This is a genomic window from Micromonospora sp. NPDC049523, assembly GCF_040676775.1.
GTDB lineage: Bacteria > Actinomycetota > Actinomycetes > Mycobacteriales > Micromonosporaceae > Micromonospora_G.
Genome location: NZ_JBFAPP010000024.1, coordinates 42,422 through 63,153, shown reverse-complemented (window position 1 = coordinate 63,153; position 20,732 = coordinate 42,422). Strand labels below are relative to the sequence as shown.

Below are 20,732 nucleotides of genomic sequence, written 5' to 3'. Positions count from 1 at the left end.
CCGTGATCGCTGAACCGCCCGGCCGAGCCACGTCCGACACCACGGGCGAACCCCCCGACCTGCGCGCGACCGGCCTGCGTCTGGGCTACGACAAACTGGTCGTGGTCGACGACCTGGAGGTCGCGATCCCGCCTGGGCGGATCACGGTGATCGTCGGCGCCAACGCCTGCGGCAAGTCGACCCTGCTCCAGGCACTCGCCCGGCTGCTCCCGCCGCGCGCCGGCGCGGTCGAACTGGACGGCAGGTCGATCCAGTCCATGCCGACCCGGCAGGTGGCCCGCCGGATCGGGATCCTGCCGCAGTCACCGGTCGCACCGGCCGGGCTCACCGTCATCGACCTGGTCACCCGGGGGCGCGCGCCACACCAGAACTGGTGGCGGCAGTGGTCCACGACCGACGAACGGGCGGTGCACGAGGCGCTGACCGCCACCGACATGCTCGAACTCGCGCACCGCCCGGTCGACGAACTCTCCGGCGGCCAGCGGCAACGGGCCTGGATCGCGATGTCCATCGCGCAGGGCACGCCGGTACTCCTGCTCGACGAGCCGACCACGTTCCTCGACCTGGCCCACCAGATCGACGTACTCGACCTGGTCGTCGACCTCAACCGGCAGGAGCACCGCACCGTCGTGATGGTGCTGCACGACCTCAACCAGGCCAGCCGGTACGCCGACCACCTGATCGCGATGAAGGCGGGACGGATCGTCGCGCAGGGTGCCCCCGCCGAGGTGATCACCACGGAGCTGGTCGAGCAGGTCTTCGACCTCGACTGCCGGATCACCGTCGACCCGGTCACCGGCACCCCGATGATCATTCCGGTCGGTCGGCACCACCGGGCCGGCACGACTCCGCTGGCCGTGGCATGAGCCGGGTGACCGAGGCGCCCGCGCCGGCCATGCCCAACCCGGCCGAGCCGGCAGCGGGACCGACCGCACGCCGGATCCTGCGCCGGGCGGTCACCGGGCAGGGCCGGTACGTCACCCTCGGCGCTCTGCTCGCGATCGGTCACCAGGCCGGTGAGGCGCTGGTGCCGGTGATCATCGGCGTGGTCGTGGACCGGGCGGTGGCGACCGGATCCACCTCGGCACTGGTGCAGTGGCTCGCCGTACTGGCGGTGGTCTTCGCGGCCCTGTCGACGTGCTATCGGTTCGCGGCTCGGGCCGGTGAACGGGCGGCCGAACAGGCCGCGCACGAGATCCGCCGCGAGCTGACCGGGCGGGTCCTCGCCCCGTACGGCGGGGTGGAGCGCGGGCACCTCTCCGGGGCGCTGGTCAACATCGCCACCAGCGACGCGAGCCGGGTCGGCGCGGTGAACATGGCGCTGACCGCCGGGGCGGCGGCGTTGGCCGCGCTGGCCACCACCGCCGTGGCCCTGCTGAGCATGTCGGTGTCGCTGGGCGTGCTGATCCTGCTCGGTGCGCCGCCGGTGCTCTGGGTCGCGCACCTGCTCGGCGGTCTGCTCCAGCGGCGCAGCGCGGCCGAGCAGGAGAACGCCGCGCACGCCTCCGGGGTCGCCGCCGACCTGGTCGCCGGCCTGCGGATCCTCAAGGGCATCGGCGCCGAACAGGCCGCCTGGGCCCGCTACCGTCTGATCAACCGCCGGTCGCTGGCCGCCACCCTGCGGGCCGCGCAGGCACAGGCCTGGCACGACGGCGCGCTGATCGCCGTCACCGGCGTCTTCATCACCGCGGTCGCCCTCTGGGGCGCCCGGCTCGCGATCCGCGGCGACATCACCATCGGTGAGCTGATCGCCGCGGTCGGACTCGCACTGTTCCTGCTCAACCCGCTGGCCCTGGTGAGCTGGGTGAACGCCGAACTCGCGCAGGCACGCGCGTCGGCCGCCCGGATCGCCGCCGTGCACGCGGCCACCCCGGCGGTCCGGCCCGGTGGCCCCGGCCCGGCCACCCCGGTGCGCGGCGAACTGCGGCTGCACGGGATCGCGGACGGTCCGCTGCACATCGACGACCTCCGGGTGGCGCCCGGAGAGATGCTCGGCGTGGTCGCCCCGGACCCGGCGGCGGCCGCCGCGCTGGTCCGGTACCTGGCCCGCGAGGCCGACCCCGCAAGCGGCACCGTGACCCTCGACGGGATCGCGCTGACCGAACTGGACCCGGCGCTGGTCCGCGCGGCGATGCTCACCGCCACCCACGACGCGGTGCTGTTCGAGGGCAGTGTCCTGGACAACGTCACCGCGGCCGGCGGCGAGACGGACGCACTCGACCGGGTGCTCGCCGCCACCTCGGTCGACCAGGTCGCCGATGTACTGCCGGACGGGATGCACACCATGGTCGGTGAACGCGGCCGGTCGCTCTCCGGCGGGCAACGTCAGCGGGTCGCCCTGGCCCGGGCGCTGCAAGCCGGGGCGGCGGTGCTCGTCGTACACGAGCCCACCACCGCCGTGGACGCCGCGACCGAGGCCCGGATCGCCGTACGACTGCGGCAACTGCGCGCCGGACGGACGACGATCCTGGTCACCGGCAGCCCCGCCCTGCTCGCCGTCACCGACCGGGTGGTGCTGCTCGACGGTGACCGGCAACCGGTCGTCGGGCAACACACCGACCTGGTACGCGACCACGAGCGCTACCGCACGACGGTCCTCGCCTGAAACCGCCGACCGGTGCCGCTAGGACGCCAACCGCCGCCCGGCCGGCGCGAAACAGCCGATCGACGTCGAACGCCTGACAAGGGAGACCAGTGACCCCGCACGTGCTACCCATCGCCAGCCCGGCCCAGACCACCGCGGCGGTACGGCACCTGCTGCGCGGACGGCGGGCACTGGCCGTGGGGTCGCTCGGCGTACTCGCGGCCGGCACCGCGATCGGGCTGCTCACCCCGCCGCTGCTGGGACACATCGTCGACCTGGTCACCGACGGCGGGACGGTCGGCGCGCTCACCGTACCGGCGGTGCTGCTGATCGCCATCGCGCTCACCCAGGCGGTGGCCACCGCGATCGGCATCGGCATGATCGCCCGCCTGGGCGAGGGAATGCTCGCCGACCTGCGGGAACAGTTCGTCGACCGGGCACTGCACCTGCCATTGGGGCGGCTGGAGCAGGCCGGCTCCGGCGACCTCACTTCGCGGGTCACCAACGACGTCACCGCCATCGCCGAGGCGGTACGCGGTGCACTGCCCGAACTGGCCCGCTCGGTGCTGGTCATCGGGCTGACCCTGGTCGGCCTCGCCGTGCTCGACTACCGCTTCCTGCTGGCCGCCCTGCTGGCCGTCCCGATCCAGTGGCACACCGTCCGCTGGTACCTGCGCCGCAGCCCGGCCCTGTACGCCGCGCACCGGGTGGCCGTCGGCGCCCAGCAGCAGCAGTTGCTGGAGAGCATCGGCGGCGCGCCGACCGTACGGGCACTGCGGCTCGACGAGCGCCACCTGGCGCAGGTGACCGACCGCTCGCGTGGTGCGGTCGACCTGGCGCTGCGCGCCGTACGCCTGATCACGCGGTTCTACGGCCGGCTCAACCTGGCCGAGTTCGTGGGGCTCTCCGCCGTACTCGTGGTCGGTTTCGTGCTCACCGACGCCGGTGCGGTCACCATCGGCACCACCGCCGCCGCGACGCTCTACTTCCACAACCTCTTCGGCCCGATCAACTCGGCGCTGCGACTGGTGGACGACGCCCAGGTGGCGACGGCGAGCCTGGCCCGGCTGGTGGGCGTGACCCAGCTCGACACCCCGGCGACGGCACCGGACCACCCCACGCCGGTGGACACCTCGGTGAAGGCGGTCGACGTCGAGTACGCCTACCTGCCCGGACAGCGGGTGCTGTCGGGGGTCACCCTCGACATCGCGCCGGGGCAGCGGGTGGCGCTCGTCGGGGCGAGCGGCGCGGGCAAGACCACGCTGGCCCAGCTCGTCGCGGGCGTACACCGGCCGACAGCGGGCACGATCATGCTCGGCGGGGTGGATCTCGGCGAGTTACCGCCGGAGCAGCGGCGCCGGACGGTCGCGGTGGTCACCCAGGAGGTGCACGTGTTCGCCGGGCCTCTCGCGGACGACCTGCGGCTGGCCCGGCCGGACGCCACCGACGAGCAGCTGCGTACCGCGCTGGCCGAGGTCGAGGCACTGGACTGGGCACTGGCGCTGCCCGACGGCCTGGACACGGTCGTCGGCGACGGCGGACACCAGCTCTCGGTGACGCAGGCGCAGCAGTTGGCGCTGGCCCGGGTGATCCTGGCCGACCCACGGGTGGTGATCCTCGACGAGGCCACCGCCGACGCCGGCAGCGCCGGGGCACGGGTGCTGGAACGGGCGGCCGAACGGGCGCTGCGGGGCCGTACGGCACTGGTGGTCGCCCACCGCCTGACCCAGGCGGTCACCGCGGACCGGATCGTGGTGCTGGAGGCCGGTCGGGTGCTCGACTCCGGCACCCACGAGGAACTGATCGCCCGCGAGTCCGGCCACTACGCCATGCTCTGGCAAGCCTGGTCACAACAGCGCTGACCCGCCGTACGCGCCCCCCGCCGCACGGGTGGCCCGCCACAGAACCCGTTCAGGAGTCCCGTCAGGAGGGGCCGAAGGTCCCGTCCCGGAACAGGACCACGGCCCCTGATTTCGGCCCGCTGGTTGGCGTCGAATGGAGGTAGCCAGAGCGCCTGGCGGGATACCGAGAAGGGACGTGGCGACAATGACCGCGATGGCCGAGCGGCACACCGGGCCCGCAACCACTGCGATCCCGACCGAGCAGCGCGCGGAGAACGTGGGACAGCGGGCGGCCCGCTACGTCTGGGCCGGCGTCCGGATCGCCCTGGGCTGGACCTTCCTCTGGGCCTTCCTCGACAAGACCTTCGGGCTCGGCCACGAGACCGAGTCGAAGTCGGCCTGGATCAACGGCGGCAGCCCGACCGAGGGCTTCCTGAACTTCGGCGCGGCCGGGCCGTTCAAGGGCTTCTACAACTCGATCGCCGGCAGTGGATGGGCCGACTGGTTGTTCATGATCGGTCTCGCCGCCATCGCGGTCGCGCTGCTGCTCGGCATCGGCCTGCGCGTCGCAGCGGTCGCCGGTGGCCTGCTCTTCGTGATGATGTGGAGCGTCGTCCTGCCGCCGGAGAACAACATCTTCATGGACGACCACCTCATCAACGCCGCCGTCCTGGCCGGCCTCGCGCTGACCGCCGCCGGCGACACCGCCGGACTCGGTCGGGTCTGGGCCCGGCTACCGATCGTGCGGCGGCTGCCCTGGCTCAGGTAGCCACCGCACGCCCGGCCCGCCGACCCGGCGGGCCGGGCCACCAACGGACATCCGACACGGACATGTGACGACAGGAGAATCGCTATGGTCGACCCGGCTTCGGTACCGGACCGTGCGCCCGCGGCAGTACTCGCCCGGGCGGCGGTCGCCGCGGGGTACGCACCCTCGCTGCACAACACCCAGCCCTGGCGCTGGTCGGCCCACCCGGACCGGTTGGAACTGTTCGCCGAGCGTGGCCGTCAACTGCCCGCCGTCGACCCGCAGGGGCGACTGTTGGCGATCAGCTGCGGTGCGGCACTGCACCACGCGCTGGTGGCGCTGCGGGCGCAGGGCTGGACCGCCGAGGTGGACCGGACGGCCGACCCGGACCGACCGGACCTGTTGGCCACGCTGACGGCAGGCGCCCGGACGCCGGTGACGCCCACGGCGAAGCAGCTGTTCGACGCCTCGTCGACCCGCCGTACCGACCGCCGGCCGGTCAGCGACCAGCCGGTGCCCGCCCAGGCCGTGGCCGCCATCCAGGAAGCGGTTACCGGTCGGGCCCGCCTGCAGGTGCTCACCCGTGAACAGGTGATCGACCTCGCCGCGGCGGCGGATGTCGCGGTCGCCGTCGAGTCCGCGGATCCCGCCATCCGCGCCGAGCTGGCGTACTGGACCGGTCGCTCGGAACGGGGCGGTGTCGGCCTGCCGGTCGGCGTACTGCCGGCGCGGGCGCCGCAGACGACGGTGCCGGACCGCGACTTCGGCCGGGCCGGGACGCTCGTGGTCGGGTCCGGCCACGACCGGGCGGCGACCTACCTGCTGCTGTACGGCGACGACGACGAGCCGGCGGGTTGGTTGCGGGCCGGCGAGGCGCTCTCGGCGGCCTGGCTGACCGCGGAGGCGCTCGGCGTCTCGGTGCTGCCGCTGAGCGCGGCGATCGAGGTCGCCGGCACCCGGCAGATCCTGCGCCGGCTGCTGTCCGGCCTCGGCCACCCGTACCTGGTCCTCCGCCTGGGGATCGCCGACCCGGACCAGCCCGGACCGCCGCAGACGCCGCGGATCTCCCCGGCCGGTCTGGTGGAGATCGCGACACTGTGACCGCCGACGACCGATTCCGCACGCGGGCCAATCGCAAGATCACCGGCTGCACCGATAGCATCGGCGGATGCACCCGTCAGAACATCCCGACGCTGACCGGCGCGACACTCCCTCGCTCGGGCTGAGTCCGCTGTCCCGGGTACGGCTGGACGAGTTGCTCCAGGAGATGCTCGACCGGGTCGGTGAGGTCGTCACCAGCCGCGAACGGTTGCGGGCGCTACTGGACGCGGTGGTGGCGATCGGCTCGGATCTCGACCTGCGCAGCACCCTGCGCCGGATCGTCGAGGCGGCGTGCGAACTGCTCGGTGCCCGGTACGGCGCGCTGGGCGTGATCGGCCCCGACCGGCTGCTGACCGAGTTCATCACGCACGGCATCGACCCGGAGCTGCACGCGCGCATCGGCGACCTGCCCAGCGGTCGGGGTGTGCTCGGGCTGCTGATCGCCGACCCGCGCCCGGTACGGATGCCCGACATCACCGAGCACGCCCAGTCGTACGGCTTCCCGTCGAACCATCCGCCGATGCACAGCTTCCTCGGCGTACCGGTGCGGATCCGGGACCAGGTCTACGGCAACCTGTACCTGGCGGAGAAGCAGGCCGCGCGGGAGTTCACGCAGGACGACGAGGAGATCGCGGTCGCACTGGCGGCCGCCGCGGGGGTGGCGATCGAGAACGCGCGCCTCTACGCGGTGGCCCACCGCCGGGAACGGTGGCTCGCCGCCACCGCCGAGATCACCTCGGTGCTCCTGGGTGAGGTGCGGCGGACCGACGCGCTGGCCCTGGTCGCCCGCCGGGCCCGGGAACTCGCCGAGGCCGAGATGGTCCTCGTGCTGCTCTACGACGAGGAAGCCGAGCAGTTCGTGGTCGAGGTGGTCGACGCGGCCGAGCCCGACGAGGCGCCACCGGTAGGCATGATCCTGCCGGCCGCCGACGCGTCGTTCGCCGCCTCGGTGACCGACCACCGGCACACCGTCGTGGAAAGCCTGGCCAAGGCCGCCACCTGGCCGGTACGGGTCACCGACGGCCCGGCGATGGTCTCCCCGCTCTCCGCGGCCGGCACCCTGCACGGCGTGCTGGTGGTGGCATATCCGGTGGGTTCGGCGCAGCGCGGCGACGACGAGGTGCCGTTGCTGGCCAGCTTCGCCGCCCAGGCGGCCCTGGCGATGGAACGGGCCCGGGCGCAGGAGGAACGCGAGCTGCTGGTGGTGCTGGAGGACCGGGAACGGATCGCCCGCGACCTGCACGACGTGGTGATCCAGCGACTGTTCGCCACCGGGCTGCAGTTGCAGAGCACGGTGCCGCTGGCCGCCCGGCCCGAGATCGGGCAGCGGATCAACGCCGCGGTCGACGAACTCGACTCCACCATCCGCGACATCCGTCGGGCGATCTTCGAGCTGCGTACGCCGATGAGCGCGACGCTGCGTACGGACATCCGGGCCGAGGTCGACTCGGCGGCCGGCGCGGTCGGCTTCCGGCCGAGCCTGGAGATCGTCGGGCCGGTCGACAGCGCGGTACCCGACGCGACCCGCCCCGAGTTGCTCGCCGTGCTGCGTGAGGCGCTGTCGAACGCGGTACGGCACGCCGCCGCGTCCCGACTCACCGTGCGGGTGGAGGTCGATTCGGGCTGGCTGACGCTCAGCGTCGACGACAACGGCGGCGGTGGCCCCCCGGACCCGAACCGGGCGCGGGGCGGCCTGGTCAACATGCGGGAGCGGGCGGAGCGGCTGGGCGGCGAGTTCACCATCGGGCCGGCGGAGCCGTACGGCACCAGCGTGCGCTGGCGCGTGCCGCTGGGCGACTGAGCGCGCGGGACGTTGCTCGCACCGCCCCGCCGGAACCGGTCAGGGGCGCTGGCCCAGTAGCCGGGTGGCGAGTACCGCCGCCTGCGTACGGCGCTCCAGGCCGAGCTTCGCCAGCAGGCTCGACACGTAGTTCTTGATCGTCTTCTCGGCGAGGAACATCTTCGCCGCGATCTCCCGGTTGGTCATCCCCTCGGCCACGTACTCCAGGATCCGCCGCTCCTGCTCGGTGAGGGCCTTCAGCTCGCGCGGGGCCTCGACCCCGTTGCGGACCCGTTCCAGCACCCGCTGGGTCACCGCCGGATCGAGCAACGACTGCCCCGCCGCCACCCGGCGCACCCCGTCGACCAGGTCAGTGCCGCGGATCTGCTTGAGCACGTAACCGGCGGCGCCGGCCATGATCGCGGCGAATAGCGCTTCGTCGTCCTCGTACGAGGTGAGGATCAGGCCCCGGATCGACGAGTCGACCGAGCGCACGTCCCGGCACACGTCGATGCCGTTGCCGTCGGGCAGCCGGGCGTCGAGGATCGCCACGTCCGGGCGGAGCGCGGGGATCCGTACGGTCGCCTCCCGCGCCGACCCGGACTCGCCGACCACCTCGATGTCACCGGCGGTGTGCAGCAGGTCGGCCAGGCCACGGCGGACGACCTCGTGGTCGTCGAGGAGGAAGACTCGGATCATCCCTCGTTTCTACCCGCCCGCATCGGCCCGTGCACAGGGCCGAAGGTCCCGCCGTGGGTCACCCCGTGACCGGCCCGGCTACCCGACGGCGCAGGTCGGCGGGTCGAGGATCGGCCGGTGCGGGTCGGGCCACTCGACCCGGCGGGTCGGGACCGATGCCCCTGCCCGGACCGGGGTCGCCGGACGGAGGGTGGAGGCAGGAACACCCGACACACCGGTCGGCAGACCGGGACCGACCACCGGGAAGATGTCATGACGCTCGCTCCGTACACGCTCAGTGACCTGCGCCCGGCGGTGGCCGCGGCGATCCGGGCCCCGTCCCTGCACAACAGCCAGCCGTGGCGCTTCCAGTTGCGCCACGGCGGGATCGAGGTCCGGGTCGACCCGCAGCGGCAACTTCCGGCCTGCGACCCCTCCGGCTGGGCTGCCCGGATGGGCTGCGGCGCGGCCGTGTTCAACCTTCGCCTGGCCCTGGCCTCGGCCGGCACCCCGGCCCGGGTACGCCTGCGGCCGTACCCCGAGGACCCGGACGTGGTGGCGCGGCTGGTGCCCGACCGGCCCCGGCCGGCGACCCCGACCGAGCGTGAGCTGTATGCCGCCGTCACCCGGCGGCACAGCAACCGGCGGCCGTTCTGGCCGACGCCGGTGCCGCCGGAGGCGCGCTGGCGGTTGGTCGAGGCCGCGCGGGCGGAGGACGGCTGGCTCGAACTGGTCATCGGTGCGGCACCGGTACAGGCGCTGGCCGAGGTCGTCCGGGGCGCGCACCGGGTACTCGAGCGCGACCGCGACTACCAGGCGGAGCTGGCGCGGTGGGTCCGGCTGGACGCCGCCGTGGACGGCGTGCCGGCAACCGCGGGCGGGCCTGCCGCCGAACCCCAGGACCTGCTCCCGCAACGGGCGTTCGGCGTACGGACCAGGGCTCCCGGGCGGGACTTCGAGCCCGAGCCGCTGGTCGCGGTGCTCGGCTGCGCCGGTGACCACCCGCGTGACCAGGTTGCCGCCGGGCAGGCGCTGCAGCGGGTGCTGCTCACCGCCGCCGCCGAGGGGCTGGCCGTGTCGATGCTGTCCCAACCGATCGAGGTGCCCGCCGCGCGGGAACAACTGCGGTTGGCGCTGGGTCGCGCGGGGGTGGCGCAGATGGTCATGCGGATCGGGTACGGGCAGCCCGGGTGGCCGACTCCGCGCCGCGAGGTGGCGGAGGTGATCGACGCGGCCGGGGTACCGATCGGGGCCCCGAGCGCGGTCGCGCTCGGCGCATAGACCGTTGTGATCGTCATGATACAGTCGGTGACTCCTACGGCCGGCCACGTCGGTGGGCGATCACCAACGTGCATCGGGTTTCCTACGAGCCATCGGTGAGGATTGATGTCGGAGACGTTCGGACGGGTGCTACCGGTCTACCTTGTGGCCGACGAGTCGCGGTCGATGTCACCGGTGGTGGACGAGCTGAACGCGGGGCTCAACTCGCTGCACGACGCGCTGCTGCGCGAGCCGATGGCGGCGGCGAAGGTGCGGTTCTCCGTACTGGGCTTCTCCAACGACATCATCGTGCACGTCGCCCTCGCCGACCTGCGTACGGAGGGCCCGCTGCCGCAACTGTCGGTAAGGGACGGTACGAGCTACGGCGCCGCCTTCTCGGTCCTGCTGGACCGGATTCCGGCCGACGTCCGGGCGCTCAAACGCGAGGGGTTCTCGGTGCACCGTCCCGCCGTGTTCTTCCTCAGCGACGGGCAGCCCACCGATCCAGGGCAGTGGGAGGAGCCGTACCGCAGGCTGGTAGACCGGGAACGGACGCCGACCGCACCGAACATCATCGCCTGCGGCATCGGCAACGCCCGGGCGGCGACCATCCTGGAGGTTGCCACCCGGCCGGAGTTCGCGTTCGTCGCCACCCCCGGCGTCGAGGTGGGTCTGGCGATCGCCGAGTTCTGCGCCGCGCTCACCAAGAGCGTGATCAAGTCCGGCCAGGCCCTCGGCGGCGGTGACGCCGAACTCGTCGTGGAGCGACCCGACAACTTCCGAATGGCGCTGGACGTCGTATAGACGGGTGCGGGAGACCATGGGCGGTACGGGTGTGCGGTCGATTCCTTCCGGCGGAAGCGGCGCCGACGATCCACAGGTGACCCACGTCGACACCGGGGCAGTCTGGGCACCGCTCGTGATCGGGCGACCCACCGACCCCTTCCCGGCCCGCGGCCCGTCGGCCGGGCCGTACCGGCCCGACATGATCGCGGACGGCTGGTCGTCGGACCACTTCGCCGTACGCTGCGCCTCGGTTCGCGGCGCCAGCCACCGGTACCTGGGCGAGCCCCGGCAGGACGAGTGTGCGGTCGTACCCCATCCCAGTGGTGCGGTGATCGCCGTCGTCGCCGACGGTGTCTCCGGCGCTCCCCTGTCCCACCTCGGCGCCACCATGGTCTGTCGCACCGTGGTCGACTATCTGTCGCGGGTGCTGGACGACGGGACCGAACTCGACTGGCCGGACCTGATGCGCTGCGCCGGCTGGTCCCTGGCGGAGTACGCGGCCCGCCAGCTCGGTGCCGACGAGCCGGATCCACAGGAGGCCGAACGCCTACTGGCGACCACGGTGGTGGTCGCGTACGTCCGACCGGACGGGCCGGGCCGCGCCCTCGGCTGGCTCGCCAGGGTCGGCGACTCCACCGCCTGGACGCTGCGCGGTACCCGCTGGACGCCACTGTTCCCGGCGGTCGGCCCCCATTCCGAGCTGCTCCCCGACAGCGTGTACGCGCTGCCCCGGGTGCCGACGGCGATCGTGCCGGTGGAGGTCGAGCTGGCCGTCGGCGACGTACTGGTGCTGGGCACCGACGGATTCGCGGACCCGCTGGGCGACGGAACCGGGACGGTCGGCGAGCTGTTCGCCACGAACCTCGCCCACCCACCGGCGCTGCCGGGACTCGCCTGGCTGCTCGACTTCAGCTGGGAGACACACGACGACGACCGGACCGTGCTAGCGGTGTGGCCGGCGGTCGCCGCTACCCCGACCATCGAGCCGTAGCGAGGGGCGGTCATGGCGGATCCACCCGTGCCCGAGGTCGACCTGGCCCGGCTCGGCCCGCTGACCCGGATCGGTGTCGGCGGTCAGGGCACCGTGTACGCCCCGGAGCGGACCCCGGACCTGGTCTTCAAGGAGTACGCACCACAGTTCGTCGACAACGTCGACGTCGCCTCCCTGGTCCGGTTCGTCCAACTCGCCGAGCGGGTCGACGAGTCGGACGCCGAGGTCCTGCGGCGACTCGCCGCCTGGCCGGTGGCGATCGTACGCAAGGGTGGTGTGGTCCGGGGCTTCCTCATGCCCCGGGTGCCGGACGACTACCGGATCACGCTCGACCTGCCGAGCGGGCCGGCGACCGTACTCGCCCAGGCGCAGTACCTGCTCAACAGCGAGGACTACCTGCACGCCCGGGGGCTCGACATCGGCGACCGGCTGCGGATGGAACTGCTCCGGGACACCGCGGAGGCGCTGGCCCTGTTCCACCGGCTCGGGATCGCCGTCGGCGACTTCTCCCCGAACAACCTGCTGTTCAGCATGACCGCCCGGCCCCGGTGCTACTTCATCGACTGCGACGCCATGCGACTGGACGGCGACTCCGTCCTGGCGCAGGCGGAGACGCCGGAATGGCAGGTGCCGACTCGGGCAGGCGACGATCCGGCCGGCACGAGTGACAGTGGGACGACCGACGTACCCGGGCCGTCCGGTCCGCACCACCGGACCGGAGACACCGGCGGGGGTACCGACGGACCCGCGCTGCGGCCGGCGGTGCCGGCGGAGGAGTTGGCGACCCCGGCCAGTGACGCGTACAAGCTCGGGCTGTTCGCCGTGCGCCTGTTCGCCGGGCACCAGCACCTGCGTGATCCCGCCGCCGCGGCGCCGTACCTGCCGCGTACGTTGCGCGTGCTGGCCGCGCGCAGCCTGGACGCCGACCCGGCCCGACGGGTCCCGCCCGCGCAGTGGATCACCGAACTGGACTCGGTCATCAACCGCATTCCCGAGGGGCCCCGGCGTCCGCCGTTGCGGCGCCGGATCCGGCTGGCGGGGTTGCGGCGGAACCCGGCTGGAGACCGGCCGGGCTCGGCCCGAGCGGCAGGCCGGGCGGGTGCCGGACCGGCGGGCCGGACGCCGGGGTCCGCCGGTTTCCGACCGGGGCAGGGACCGGGCACGACAACCCCGATGCGGGCCTCCACCGTCACCATCCGACGACCGGCCTGGGAGTGGATTATTCCGATCGTCGTGATCGCCGTCGCGGTGATCGCCGGACTGGTCAACAGTGGTGGCAGCGACGTGGGTGGCAGCTCGGCGAGCCGGGTGCCGACCGGGGCACCGTTCCGTTCCCTCCTACCGAACCCGGCCGGGCTGCCGGAGCGGACGGCACTCCCCCGCTGGCTGCCGACCGCCTCGGGCCTACCGGGGATACCGGACCTGTCGCGACTGGCACCGACGGGCTTCACCCTGCCGCTGCCGCTGATCTGCATACTGCGGACGGAGATCGGACCCGGCCTCGCCAAGGACAGCCCACGCGTGGGCGCGGCCGCGCTCGCCACGTCCGATTTCCTCTGCGCGATCAGCGCCGAGGACCAGGAGCAGGCCTTCACCGGGCTGGCCGGCGCGACACCCGACGCGACGCAACGGAACAGGTTCGCCGAACTGGTGCGACGCGGCCCGTTCCCGAAGGCGACCCTCATCGGGCTGCGGACCGGTTCGGGTGGCCGGACGGAGGCGAACGTCGTGTTTCAGACCGCCCCGGACAGCGGCGGTCGCACGGCGTGCTGGCGTTCCCGGCTCTCGCTCGCCCCGGTCGAGTCCGAACTCGGCGTGGCCTCGCTCACCGCACCGGAATCGTGGCGCTGCCGGTAAGGGCTGGCACCCTTGTGCAACTGGTCGTTGATGGCGTCGGCGGTGGCCACCGCGAGCGGCCGGCCCGCCTCGGTGGTATGCCCCAGCACCTCGGCCAGCCGTCGGTGGTGCAGATCCACTATCGACTCCACCGTGTCCGTGAACAGCCCGGCGCCCTGCCTCCCCCGCCACCAGCCATGACTCGCGAGCACCAGGGCGACCGGGAGCGCGGGCCACCACACGACCGCCAGCGTCGCGTACAGCACCGCCCAGCCGACGAGCGTGCCGGCCTGCTCGAACCGGTCGCGCGCGTCGTGGACCAGGGTGCGGGCCTCGGTGTCGAGCAGCACCCACAGCCGTGGCCAGATCAGTCCCAGACGTAGGCCGTACTGCGCTCCCACCCGGGCGTCGGCCAGCCGGATCCGGTCCCCGATCCAGGTGGGCCGCTCCGGCAGGTACGCGGCCGGCAGGGTGGTCCGGTCGGCGGCGAGCCGGGCCAGGACCCGTTGCCGGCGGTACCCGGCCAGCCGGGCCGCGGTACCGCGTAGCGGCCCGCGCCACTGCCCGAGCCAGCCGGCCCGCACCAGCGCACCGATGGCCCGCGCGGTCAGGCCGACCACGGTCGCGACGAGTACGGCCAGCACCGCGCTCAGCACGGCCAGGGTCGGGCGACCGAGCAGTTCGTCGATGCCGGACTCGGCACGGTAGAGCGCGTCGTCGAGCCCGAGCGGGTGGCTGTGGCCGAGGAAGAGTCCGAGTGCCGCCACCGCGCACCAGAGCAGGCCGGGGCCGACCGCCCGGACCAGCCACCGGTCGGACAGGCGGCGGCCGACCTCGCCCAGCAGTATCTCGATCACGGGTCGGCGTGGAACAGCATGGTGACGTCGGACAGTTCGCAGAACGGTACGCGGCCCCGGTCGTCGCGTTGCCCCCGACGGCTGCAGCGGCCGGAGGGGCAGCGGTATTGCCCGGTGAGAACCACCTCGGGGAGTCCGACGAGCCGCCCACCGGTGCTGCCGGGCGGCCCGGCCGACCCCGAGCGGCGGGTCTCGTCGACGCCGCCCGGTCCCTCGGGAGACAGGCCGAGTTCGCGGCAGGCCACGGTGGCGGATCCACCGTCGCGGACCTTGCCGATCGCCCACTCGAGATTCTCCGACCACGAGCCCGCCTCGGCCAGGTCCCGGATGGCCGGCAGATGGGTGCAGAGGTAGGCCAGGGTCAGCCGCTCGGTCGCCACGAGCGAACGATCCACTGTAGAGACTCCCTCGACGAAGGGTCTTGACGGTAACACGCTCCGTTCAATCTACTGGTCGGGTGCCCGTGTCGGAGGAGCGTGAGGATCCCGTCGCGTGGGCGATCGAGTTGATCGGGCGCTACCGGGAACAGCGGGATCTTGCCGCCATCGCCCGAGCCGAGGAGCTGCTGCGGCAGGTGCCCGGCGATGCCCCCGAACGCCCGTACGCGCTGTTGACGCTCTGCGAGGTGATCGTGCTGCGGGTCCGGGACTCCGCCCCCGGCGCCTCCCTGGACCACGCCGTCGAATTGGCGCGGGCCGCGGTCGACCTCGTGCCGGCGGACAGCCCGCTGCGCCCACTGACCCGCTCACAGTTGTGCTGGGCGCTGTGCCAGCGGTACGAGGCAACCGGACAACTCGCGGACCTGGACGAGGCACTCGCCGCCGGGACGGCGGCCTCCACCGGCACCACACCGGATCACCCGAACCGGGCGGGGGCGCTGCGGAACCTCGGGTACGCCCGCCGCCTGCGGTACAGCCGGTTCGGCCAGCTCGCCGACCTGGACGAGGCGGTACGGCTGACCAAGGAGGCGGTCGCCACGGTCGACGAACCGGTCGGTCTGTTCGTCAGCCAGAGCCTGCTGACGATCTGTCTGATCGCCAGGTTCGCCGCACTGGGCCGGATGGCCGACGTGGACGAGGCGGTGGAGCTGTGCCGGCTGATATTGGCCGGGATGTCCGCCGACCACGTCGAGCGGGTGCTTGTCCAGGCCAACCTCTCGTACGCCCTGTGGCAGCGGCACATGCGGGGCGGTCCGGCGGCCGATCTGGAGGAGGCCACCCGGACCAGCCGTGAGGTGATCACGATGCTGCCGACGTACCCGCGGCTGAGGTCGCAGTTCCTGGCGAACCACGCGGTGGTGCTGTTCGGGCACTTCCTCAAGGGTGACTCCGGAATCCACGTGGAGGCGGCGGTCCAGGCCGCCCGCGAGGCGGTCGAGGGGGCCTCCACGGACGACCCGAGGCTCGCCATCCACCGCTCCAACCTGGCCAACATGGTGTTGGTCCGGGCCCGTCTCGGCAGTGACCCGGCCGGTGTGGAGGAGGCGGTCCGAATCGGACGGGTCGCGCTGTCCGGCCTGTCCCCGGGCAACCCGGACCGGACCCGCGCGCTGAGCGTGCTGGCCACGGCATTCCGGGTCCGGAGCATGATCACGGGCGCGACGGCCGACCTGGACTCCGCGGTCGGGCTGTGGCGGGCGGCGGTCGGTTCGCGGATCGGACCGATCGAGGTGAAGATGGCGGCCGCGACCGCCTGGGCGACCGCCGCCACCGATGTCGGCGACGCCAAGCTGGCGCTGGAGGCGTACTCGGTCGCGGTGGGACTGCTGCCGGTGCTGGCCTGGCGCGGGCTGGAGCGGTCCGTGCAGGAGCAGCGGCTCGCGAAGTCGGCCGGACTGGGCGCGGACGCGGCGGCCTGGGCGCTCGCCGCCGGTCAGCCCCGCCGGGCGGTGGAGTTGCTGGAACACGGGCGTCAGGTGCTCTGGTCACAGGCGGTGCAGACCCGCAGCGACCTGTCCGCGCTGGCGGCGGCGGCCCCGGAACTGGCCGCGCGGCTGGACGAGACCCGTCGGGCGTTGGACGGCGAGGGCGCGGCCTGGTCGACCGGCGCACCGGACACCGGCGATCCGGGCACCAGGTTCGAATTGCTGACCATGGCGAGCGGTGCCGGTTCCGCGACGGTCGGCGAGGCGGACCGCCTGCGTCGGTTGGCGGAGCGCTGGGAGCGACTGCTCGCCGAGGCCCGGAGCCAGCCGGGATTCGAGGAGTTCCTCGCCGCGCCGCGGTTCGAGACGCTGCGGCGGGCCGCCGACCACGGGCCGGTGATCATGGTCAGTACCACCCGGTGGCGCAGCGACGCGCTGGTGATCACGCCCACCGAGGTGCACCCGGTGCCGTTGCCGTGGCTGGACCACGACACCGTACAGAGCCGGGCTGGCGCGCTGCTCGCGGCGCAGCGGGAGGCCGAGTCCGGCAGCGGCGCGTTGGCGCGTACGCACCTGCGGCAGACCCTGATCTCGATCCAGCGCTGGCTGTGGGACACGCTGGCCGAGCCGGTCTGCGCGGCATTGGACGAGATCCTCGGCCCGGCGCCAACCGGAATCGGGCCGGCCCAGCAGGACGGACCTACCGGTCGGCGCCGGGTGTGGTGGTGTCCGACCGGGCCGCTGACCATGTTGCCGCTGCACGCCGCCGGGCGGTATGGCGCGGGAAGGGCACTGCGTGAGCGGCGCCGGCCGACGGTGACGGCGCGACTGGTTTCCTCGTACACCTCGGGCCTGGGTGCGTTGCTGCGGGCCCGGTCCGGGCCCGCTCCGGCCCGACCGGCCCGGGTGTTCGCGGTCGGCCTGGCCCAGACGCCGGGTCAGGCACCGCTGCCGGCGGTCGCCGACGAGCTCCGCGCGGTCAGCGAGAACCTGCCCGGCGTACGTCTGCTGAGCGGGCCGGGTGCGACCACCTCGGCGGTCCTCGCCGCCCTCGGCCAGCACAGCTGGGCACACTTCGCCTGCCATGCCCGGCAGGACTTCGACCACCCGAGCGCCAGCGCCCTGCACCTGAGCGACGGCCGGCTCAGCGTGTTGGACCTGTCGTCGAGCCCCGCCCTGGCCGCGCGCTCCGGTGCGGGGGCGACGGCCGGAGCGGATTTGGCCTACCTGTCGGCCTGCCGGACCGCGGCCGGTGGGCGGGACCTGCCCGACGAGGCGATCCACCTGACCGCGGCGCTGCAACTCGCCGGCTACCGACACGTCATAGGCAGCCAGTGGGCGGTGTCGGACCGGGTGGCGGCCCAGGTCGCGGAGGCGGTGTACGCCCACCTCACGGCCGGTGGTGAACCCGACGCGAGCGGCGCCGCGTACGCGCTCGACCGGGCGGTTGCCCGGGTGCGGGAGGAACAGCCAGACCGACCCGAGCTGTGGGCTCCCCTGGTCCACACCGGACCGTGACCGGCCGCTCCAGTCTCCCGGCACAATCGCGGTGAGGGGCAGCGGCGCCCGGAAGCTCAGTTCGGTCGGGCACCGATCCGGGCGCGGGCACGCGCGGTCCGGATCGCCGTGGTCAGGGTCGAGATGTCGTACGCCCCGTAGTGGCGCTGTTCGTTGATGAAGAAGGTGGGCGTGCCCGACACATCGCTCAGGTCGGCCGATTCGAGGTGCCGGGCGACCCGGCCGGCGTGCTCGTGCTCTATCAGGTCGTTGCGGAAGCGCTCCCGGTCGAGGCCGAGTTGGTCGGCGTATCCGAGCAGGTCGTTCAGCGACAGCTTGTCCTGGTGGTCCAGGAGCAGGTCGTGCATCGGCCAGAACGCACCCTGGGCCGCTGCCGCCTCGGCCGCCTCCGCGGCCAGTTGCGCCTGCGGGTGTACGTCGGTCAGGGGCAGGTGGCGCCAGACGTAGCGCAGGTCGGCGTCGGTGAGCAGTTCGCGTACGACCGGCTCGGCCTGCCCGCAGTACGGGCACTGGAAGTCGCCGTACTCGACCAGGGTGACCGAGGCGTCCGCCGGCCCGCGTACGTGGTCCCGCTCCGGGTCGACGGGTGGGATGAGGTCGACGAGCTGTTCGGTGTCGCCCAGCAGCGCGCGGGCCCGGCGCGGCTTCGGCAGCGAGTTGGTGATCCGGTACACGGCCCAGGTGAGCACCGACCCCACGACAGCCGTGGCCAGTACGCCGATCTTCGCCTCGGCGAGTTGCGGCTCGTCGAAGGCCAGGGTGGCGATCAGCAGCGAGACGGTGAAGCCGATGCCGGCGATGGTGCCGCTGCCGAGGACCGCCGCCCAGCCGACCGTGGGACGGACCCGGCCGGCGGTCAGCCGGGTCAGCAGCCAGGAGACGCCGAGGATGGCGACGGGCTTGCCGACCACGTACCCGAGCAGGATGCCGAGCGTCACCGGGGAGGTGAAGGCGCGGACGAGGAAGGCGCCGTCGATGGCGATGCCGGCGTTCACCAGCCCGAACAGCGGGACGATGAGGTAGCTCGTCCACGGGTGGTACATGCGTTGCAGCCGGTCGTTCGGCGACAGCGTCTGGGTCAGGCCGAGGGTGGCGGAGCGGGCGAGTTCCGCGGTCGGCTGTTCCCGGAAGAGCTTGAACAGCCCGGTGGCCCGTTCCAGGGCGCCACGTGGCGGCACGTACGCCGTCGCGGTCAGCCCGATGGCGAGCCCGGCCACTACCGGATCCACACCACTGGCCAGCAGCGCGGCCCACAGGGCGATGCAGAAGGGGGCGTAGACGACACCGCGCCGCAGGCCCAGGGCCCGCAGACCGAGCAGTACGGCGAAGATCACGACCGCGACGATGATCGGCATCAGCTTGATGTCGTCGCTGTAGACGACCGCGATCACCACCAGCGCGACCAGGTCGTCCACCACCAGCACGGTGAGCAGGAAGACCCGTGCCTGGTCCGGTACGCCCCGCCCGAGCAGTGCGAGCAGTCCGAGGGCGAGCGCGGTGTCGGTCGACATGGCCACCCCCCAGCCGTGCGCGCCGGGGCCGCCCCGGTTGACGAGCAGGAAGATCAGCACCGGGAGCAGCATGCCCACCACGCCGGCACTGAACGGCAGGACGAACCGTCGCCGGTCGCGTAGGTCGCCGAGGTCGAACTCCCGTCGCGCCTCCAGTCCCACCACCAGGAAGAACAGCGTCATCAGCCCGCTGTTGACCCAGGTACGCAGTTCGTGGACGGTGCCGAAGTCACCGAGCCGGATCTCGAACTTGGTACCCCAGACCGCCTCGTACGAGTCCGGACCCAGGTTCGCCCAGGCCAGTGCCGCGACGATGGCCACGACGAGCACACCGGCACTGCCCGCCTCGGTACGGATGAACGTACGCAGCGGCGCGGTGACCTCGCGAGTGCGTACGGTCCGTCCCCGCATCCGCGACGAGGAGGAGTCAGTCACCGATCCGCCCGTTCCGCCGCACCGGCACGGAGCCGCCGGAATCCGACATTCCACCCATCCGCTCCACCGCACCCATGCCCGGTCCGCCCCTGCTCACCAGGGAATCTTGACAGTGCCGGAGGCGTTGTCTCTGGCGGACGGGCCGATCAGGTCGGTTCCGGAACCGGATGGAGGCAGTCATGAAGGTTCGCAGTTCGCTACGGTCCCTGAAGCAGCGGCCGGGCTCGGTGGTGGTTCGCCGCCGTGGCCGGGTCATCGTGCTCAACCGGGCCAACCCTCGGTGGAAGAGCCGCCAGGCCTAGTAGGGCCGCTGGCAATACCCCAGCTCGGGATAAACCGGCGATAATTCGCTAAGTGACCAAACTGGCATTCTGTTCCCGATATCGTCGACTGGCGCGGCCTCCACCCCTTCACGTTGGGCCGCGTCCGGTCCGGCAAGGGAGCAGAGGTTGGCCGCGCAGTCCACGCCAGGCGCCCCACCCACGGTGCGTACCCGGTTGACCGTGAACGGCGTGGAGGTCGACCGGGAGTCGGACTGCCGCACGACGCTCCTGGATTTCCTTCGGGAAACGCTAGACCTGACCGGGACCAAGAAAGGCTGCAACCGCGGCGAGTGCGGAAGCTGCACGCTGCTCGTGGACGAGCGGCGGGTCAACGCCTGCATGATCCTGTTGGCGTCGCTGCACGAACGGCGGGTGACCACGATCGAGGGCCTCGCCCGTGACGAGCGGTTGCACCCGGTCCAGCAGTCGTTCATCGACCACGACGCCTTCCAGTGCGGCTTCTGTACACCCGGTCAGATCATGTCCGCGGTCGGCTGCATCAGCGAGGGCCACACCCGCGACGACGACGACATCCGCGAGTGGATGAGCGGCAACATCTGCCGCTGCTCGGCGTATCCGCAGATCACCGCCGCGGTCCGGGCCGCGTCGGCGGGGTGAG

16 protein-coding genes are annotated in these 20,732 nt (G+C 72.8%); 13 read left to right on the top strand and 3 right to left on the bottom strand.

Features of this window, described 5'->3' with window-relative positions; genetic code table 11:
• Nucleotides 1-2: 2 nt before the first annotated feature.
• From AB0J90_RS29435 to AB0J90_RS29410, 6 genes are all read left to right on the top strand, one after another.
• A complete protein-coding gene (locus AB0J90_RS29435) occupies nt 3-866 on the top strand; it encodes an ABC transporter ATP-binding protein (RefSeq protein WP_363601348.1) in 864 nt (287 codons plus the stop codon).
• Nucleotides 863-2,605, top strand: coding sequence for an ABC transporter ATP-binding protein (locus AB0J90_RS29430; protein ID WP_363601346.1), 1,743 nt, complete (start codon nt 863-865; stop codon nt 2,603-2,605). Before AB0J90_RS29435 ends, AB0J90_RS29430 begins: the two co-directional genes overlap by 4 nt.
• Before the next feature lie 89 nt (nt 2,606-2,694).
• A complete protein-coding gene (locus AB0J90_RS29425) occupies nt 2,695-4,446 on the top strand; it encodes an ABC transporter ATP-binding protein (protein ID WP_363601344.1) in 1,752 nt (583 codons plus the stop codon).
• A gap of 175 nt (nt 4,447-4,621) precedes the next feature.
• Nucleotides 4,622-5,194: a hypothetical protein gene (locus AB0J90_RS29420; RefSeq protein WP_363601342.1), complete on the top strand. Its 573-nt coding sequence runs from the start codon at nt 4,622-4,624 to the stop codon at nt 5,192-5,194.
• An 84-nt stretch (nt 5,195-5,278) separates the two neighbouring features.
• Nucleotides 5,279-6,274: a nitroreductase gene (locus AB0J90_RS29415; RefSeq protein ID WP_363601341.1), complete on the top strand. Its 996-nt coding sequence runs from the start codon at nt 5,279-5,281 to the stop codon at nt 6,272-6,274.
• A gap of 67 nt (nt 6,275-6,341) precedes the next feature.
• Nucleotides 6,342-8,075 carry a GAF domain-containing sensor histidine kinase gene (locus tag AB0J90_RS29410; RefSeq protein WP_363601339.1) on the top strand — a complete coding sequence of 578 codons (1,734 nt, stop codon included), beginning with the start codon at nt 6,342-6,344 and terminating at the stop codon, nt 8,073-8,075.
• A gap of 39 nt (nt 8,076-8,114) precedes the next feature.
• On the opposite strand, the gene AB0J90_RS29405 is transcribed toward AB0J90_RS29410, so the two are convergent.
• Complete coding sequence (locus tag AB0J90_RS29405) at nt 8,115-8,753, bottom strand: response regulator transcription factor (protein WP_363601337.1); 639 nt, start codon at nt 8,751-8,753, stop codon at nt 8,115-8,117.
• 252 nt (nt 8,754-9,005) lie between these two features.
• On the opposite strand from AB0J90_RS29405, the gene AB0J90_RS29400 reads away from it, so the two are divergent.
• From AB0J90_RS29400 to AB0J90_RS29385, 4 genes are all read left to right on the top strand, one after another.
• A complete protein-coding gene (locus AB0J90_RS29400) occupies nt 9,006-10,013 on the top strand; it encodes a nitroreductase (protein ID WP_363601335.1) in 1,008 nt (335 codons plus the stop codon).
• 105 nt (nt 10,014-10,118) lie between these two features.
• Nucleotides 10,119-10,796: a hypothetical protein gene (locus AB0J90_RS29395; protein ID WP_363601333.1), complete on the top strand. Its 678-nt coding sequence runs from the start codon at nt 10,119-10,121 to the stop codon at nt 10,794-10,796.
• 76 nt (nt 10,797-10,872) lie between these two features.
• Entirely contained in the window at nt 10,873-11,769 is an 897-nt protein-coding gene (locus AB0J90_RS29390) for a protein phosphatase 2C domain-containing protein (RefSeq protein WP_363601331.1), read from the top strand.
• A 12-nt stretch (nt 11,770-11,781) separates the two neighbouring features.
• Nucleotides 11,782-13,626 carry a hypothetical protein gene (locus AB0J90_RS29385; protein ID WP_363601329.1) on the top strand — a complete coding sequence of 615 codons (1,845 nt, stop codon included), beginning with the start codon at nt 11,782-11,784 and terminating at the stop codon, nt 13,624-13,626.
• An 832-nt stretch (nt 13,627-14,458) separates the two neighbouring features.
• On the opposite strand, the gene AB0J90_RS29380 is transcribed toward AB0J90_RS29385, so the two are convergent.
• Nucleotides 14,459-14,857 (bottom strand): hypothetical protein, encoded by a 399-nt coding sequence (locus AB0J90_RS29380; protein WP_363601327.1) that lies wholly within the window; start codon nt 14,855-14,857, stop codon nt 14,459-14,461.
• Nucleotides 14,858-14,919: 62 nt separating this feature from the next.
• Here AB0J90_RS29380 and AB0J90_RS29375 point away from each other — a divergent pair, with 62 nt between their 5' ends.
• On the top strand, nt 14,920-17,844 hold the full coding sequence (locus AB0J90_RS29375; protein WP_363601325.1) for a CHAT domain-containing protein: 2,925 nt from the start codon (nt 14,920-14,922) through the stop codon (nt 17,842-17,844).
• Between the two features lie 56 nt (nt 17,845-17,900).
• Here AB0J90_RS29375 and nhaA read toward each other — a convergent pair whose 3' ends face one another.
• Nucleotides 17,901-19,790, bottom strand: a complete 1,890-nt coding sequence (nhaA, locus tag AB0J90_RS29370) for a Na+/H+ antiporter NhaA (RefSeq protein ID WP_363601323.1) — start codon at nt 19,788-19,790, stop codon at nt 17,901-17,903.
• A gap of 179 nt (nt 19,791-19,969) precedes the next feature.
• Here nhaA and AB0J90_RS29365 point away from each other — a divergent pair, with 179 nt between their 5' ends.
• On the top strand, nt 19,970-20,092 hold the full coding sequence (locus AB0J90_RS29365; protein WP_326558172.1) for a 50S ribosomal protein L36: 123 nt from the start codon (nt 19,970-19,972) through the stop codon (nt 20,090-20,092).
• A gap of 147 nt (nt 20,093-20,239) precedes the next feature.
• Complete coding sequence (locus AB0J90_RS29360) at nt 20,240-20,731, top strand: (2Fe-2S)-binding protein (RefSeq protein WP_363601321.1); 492 nt, start codon at nt 20,240-20,242, stop codon at nt 20,729-20,731.
• Nucleotide 20,732: the final 1 nt, after the last annotated feature.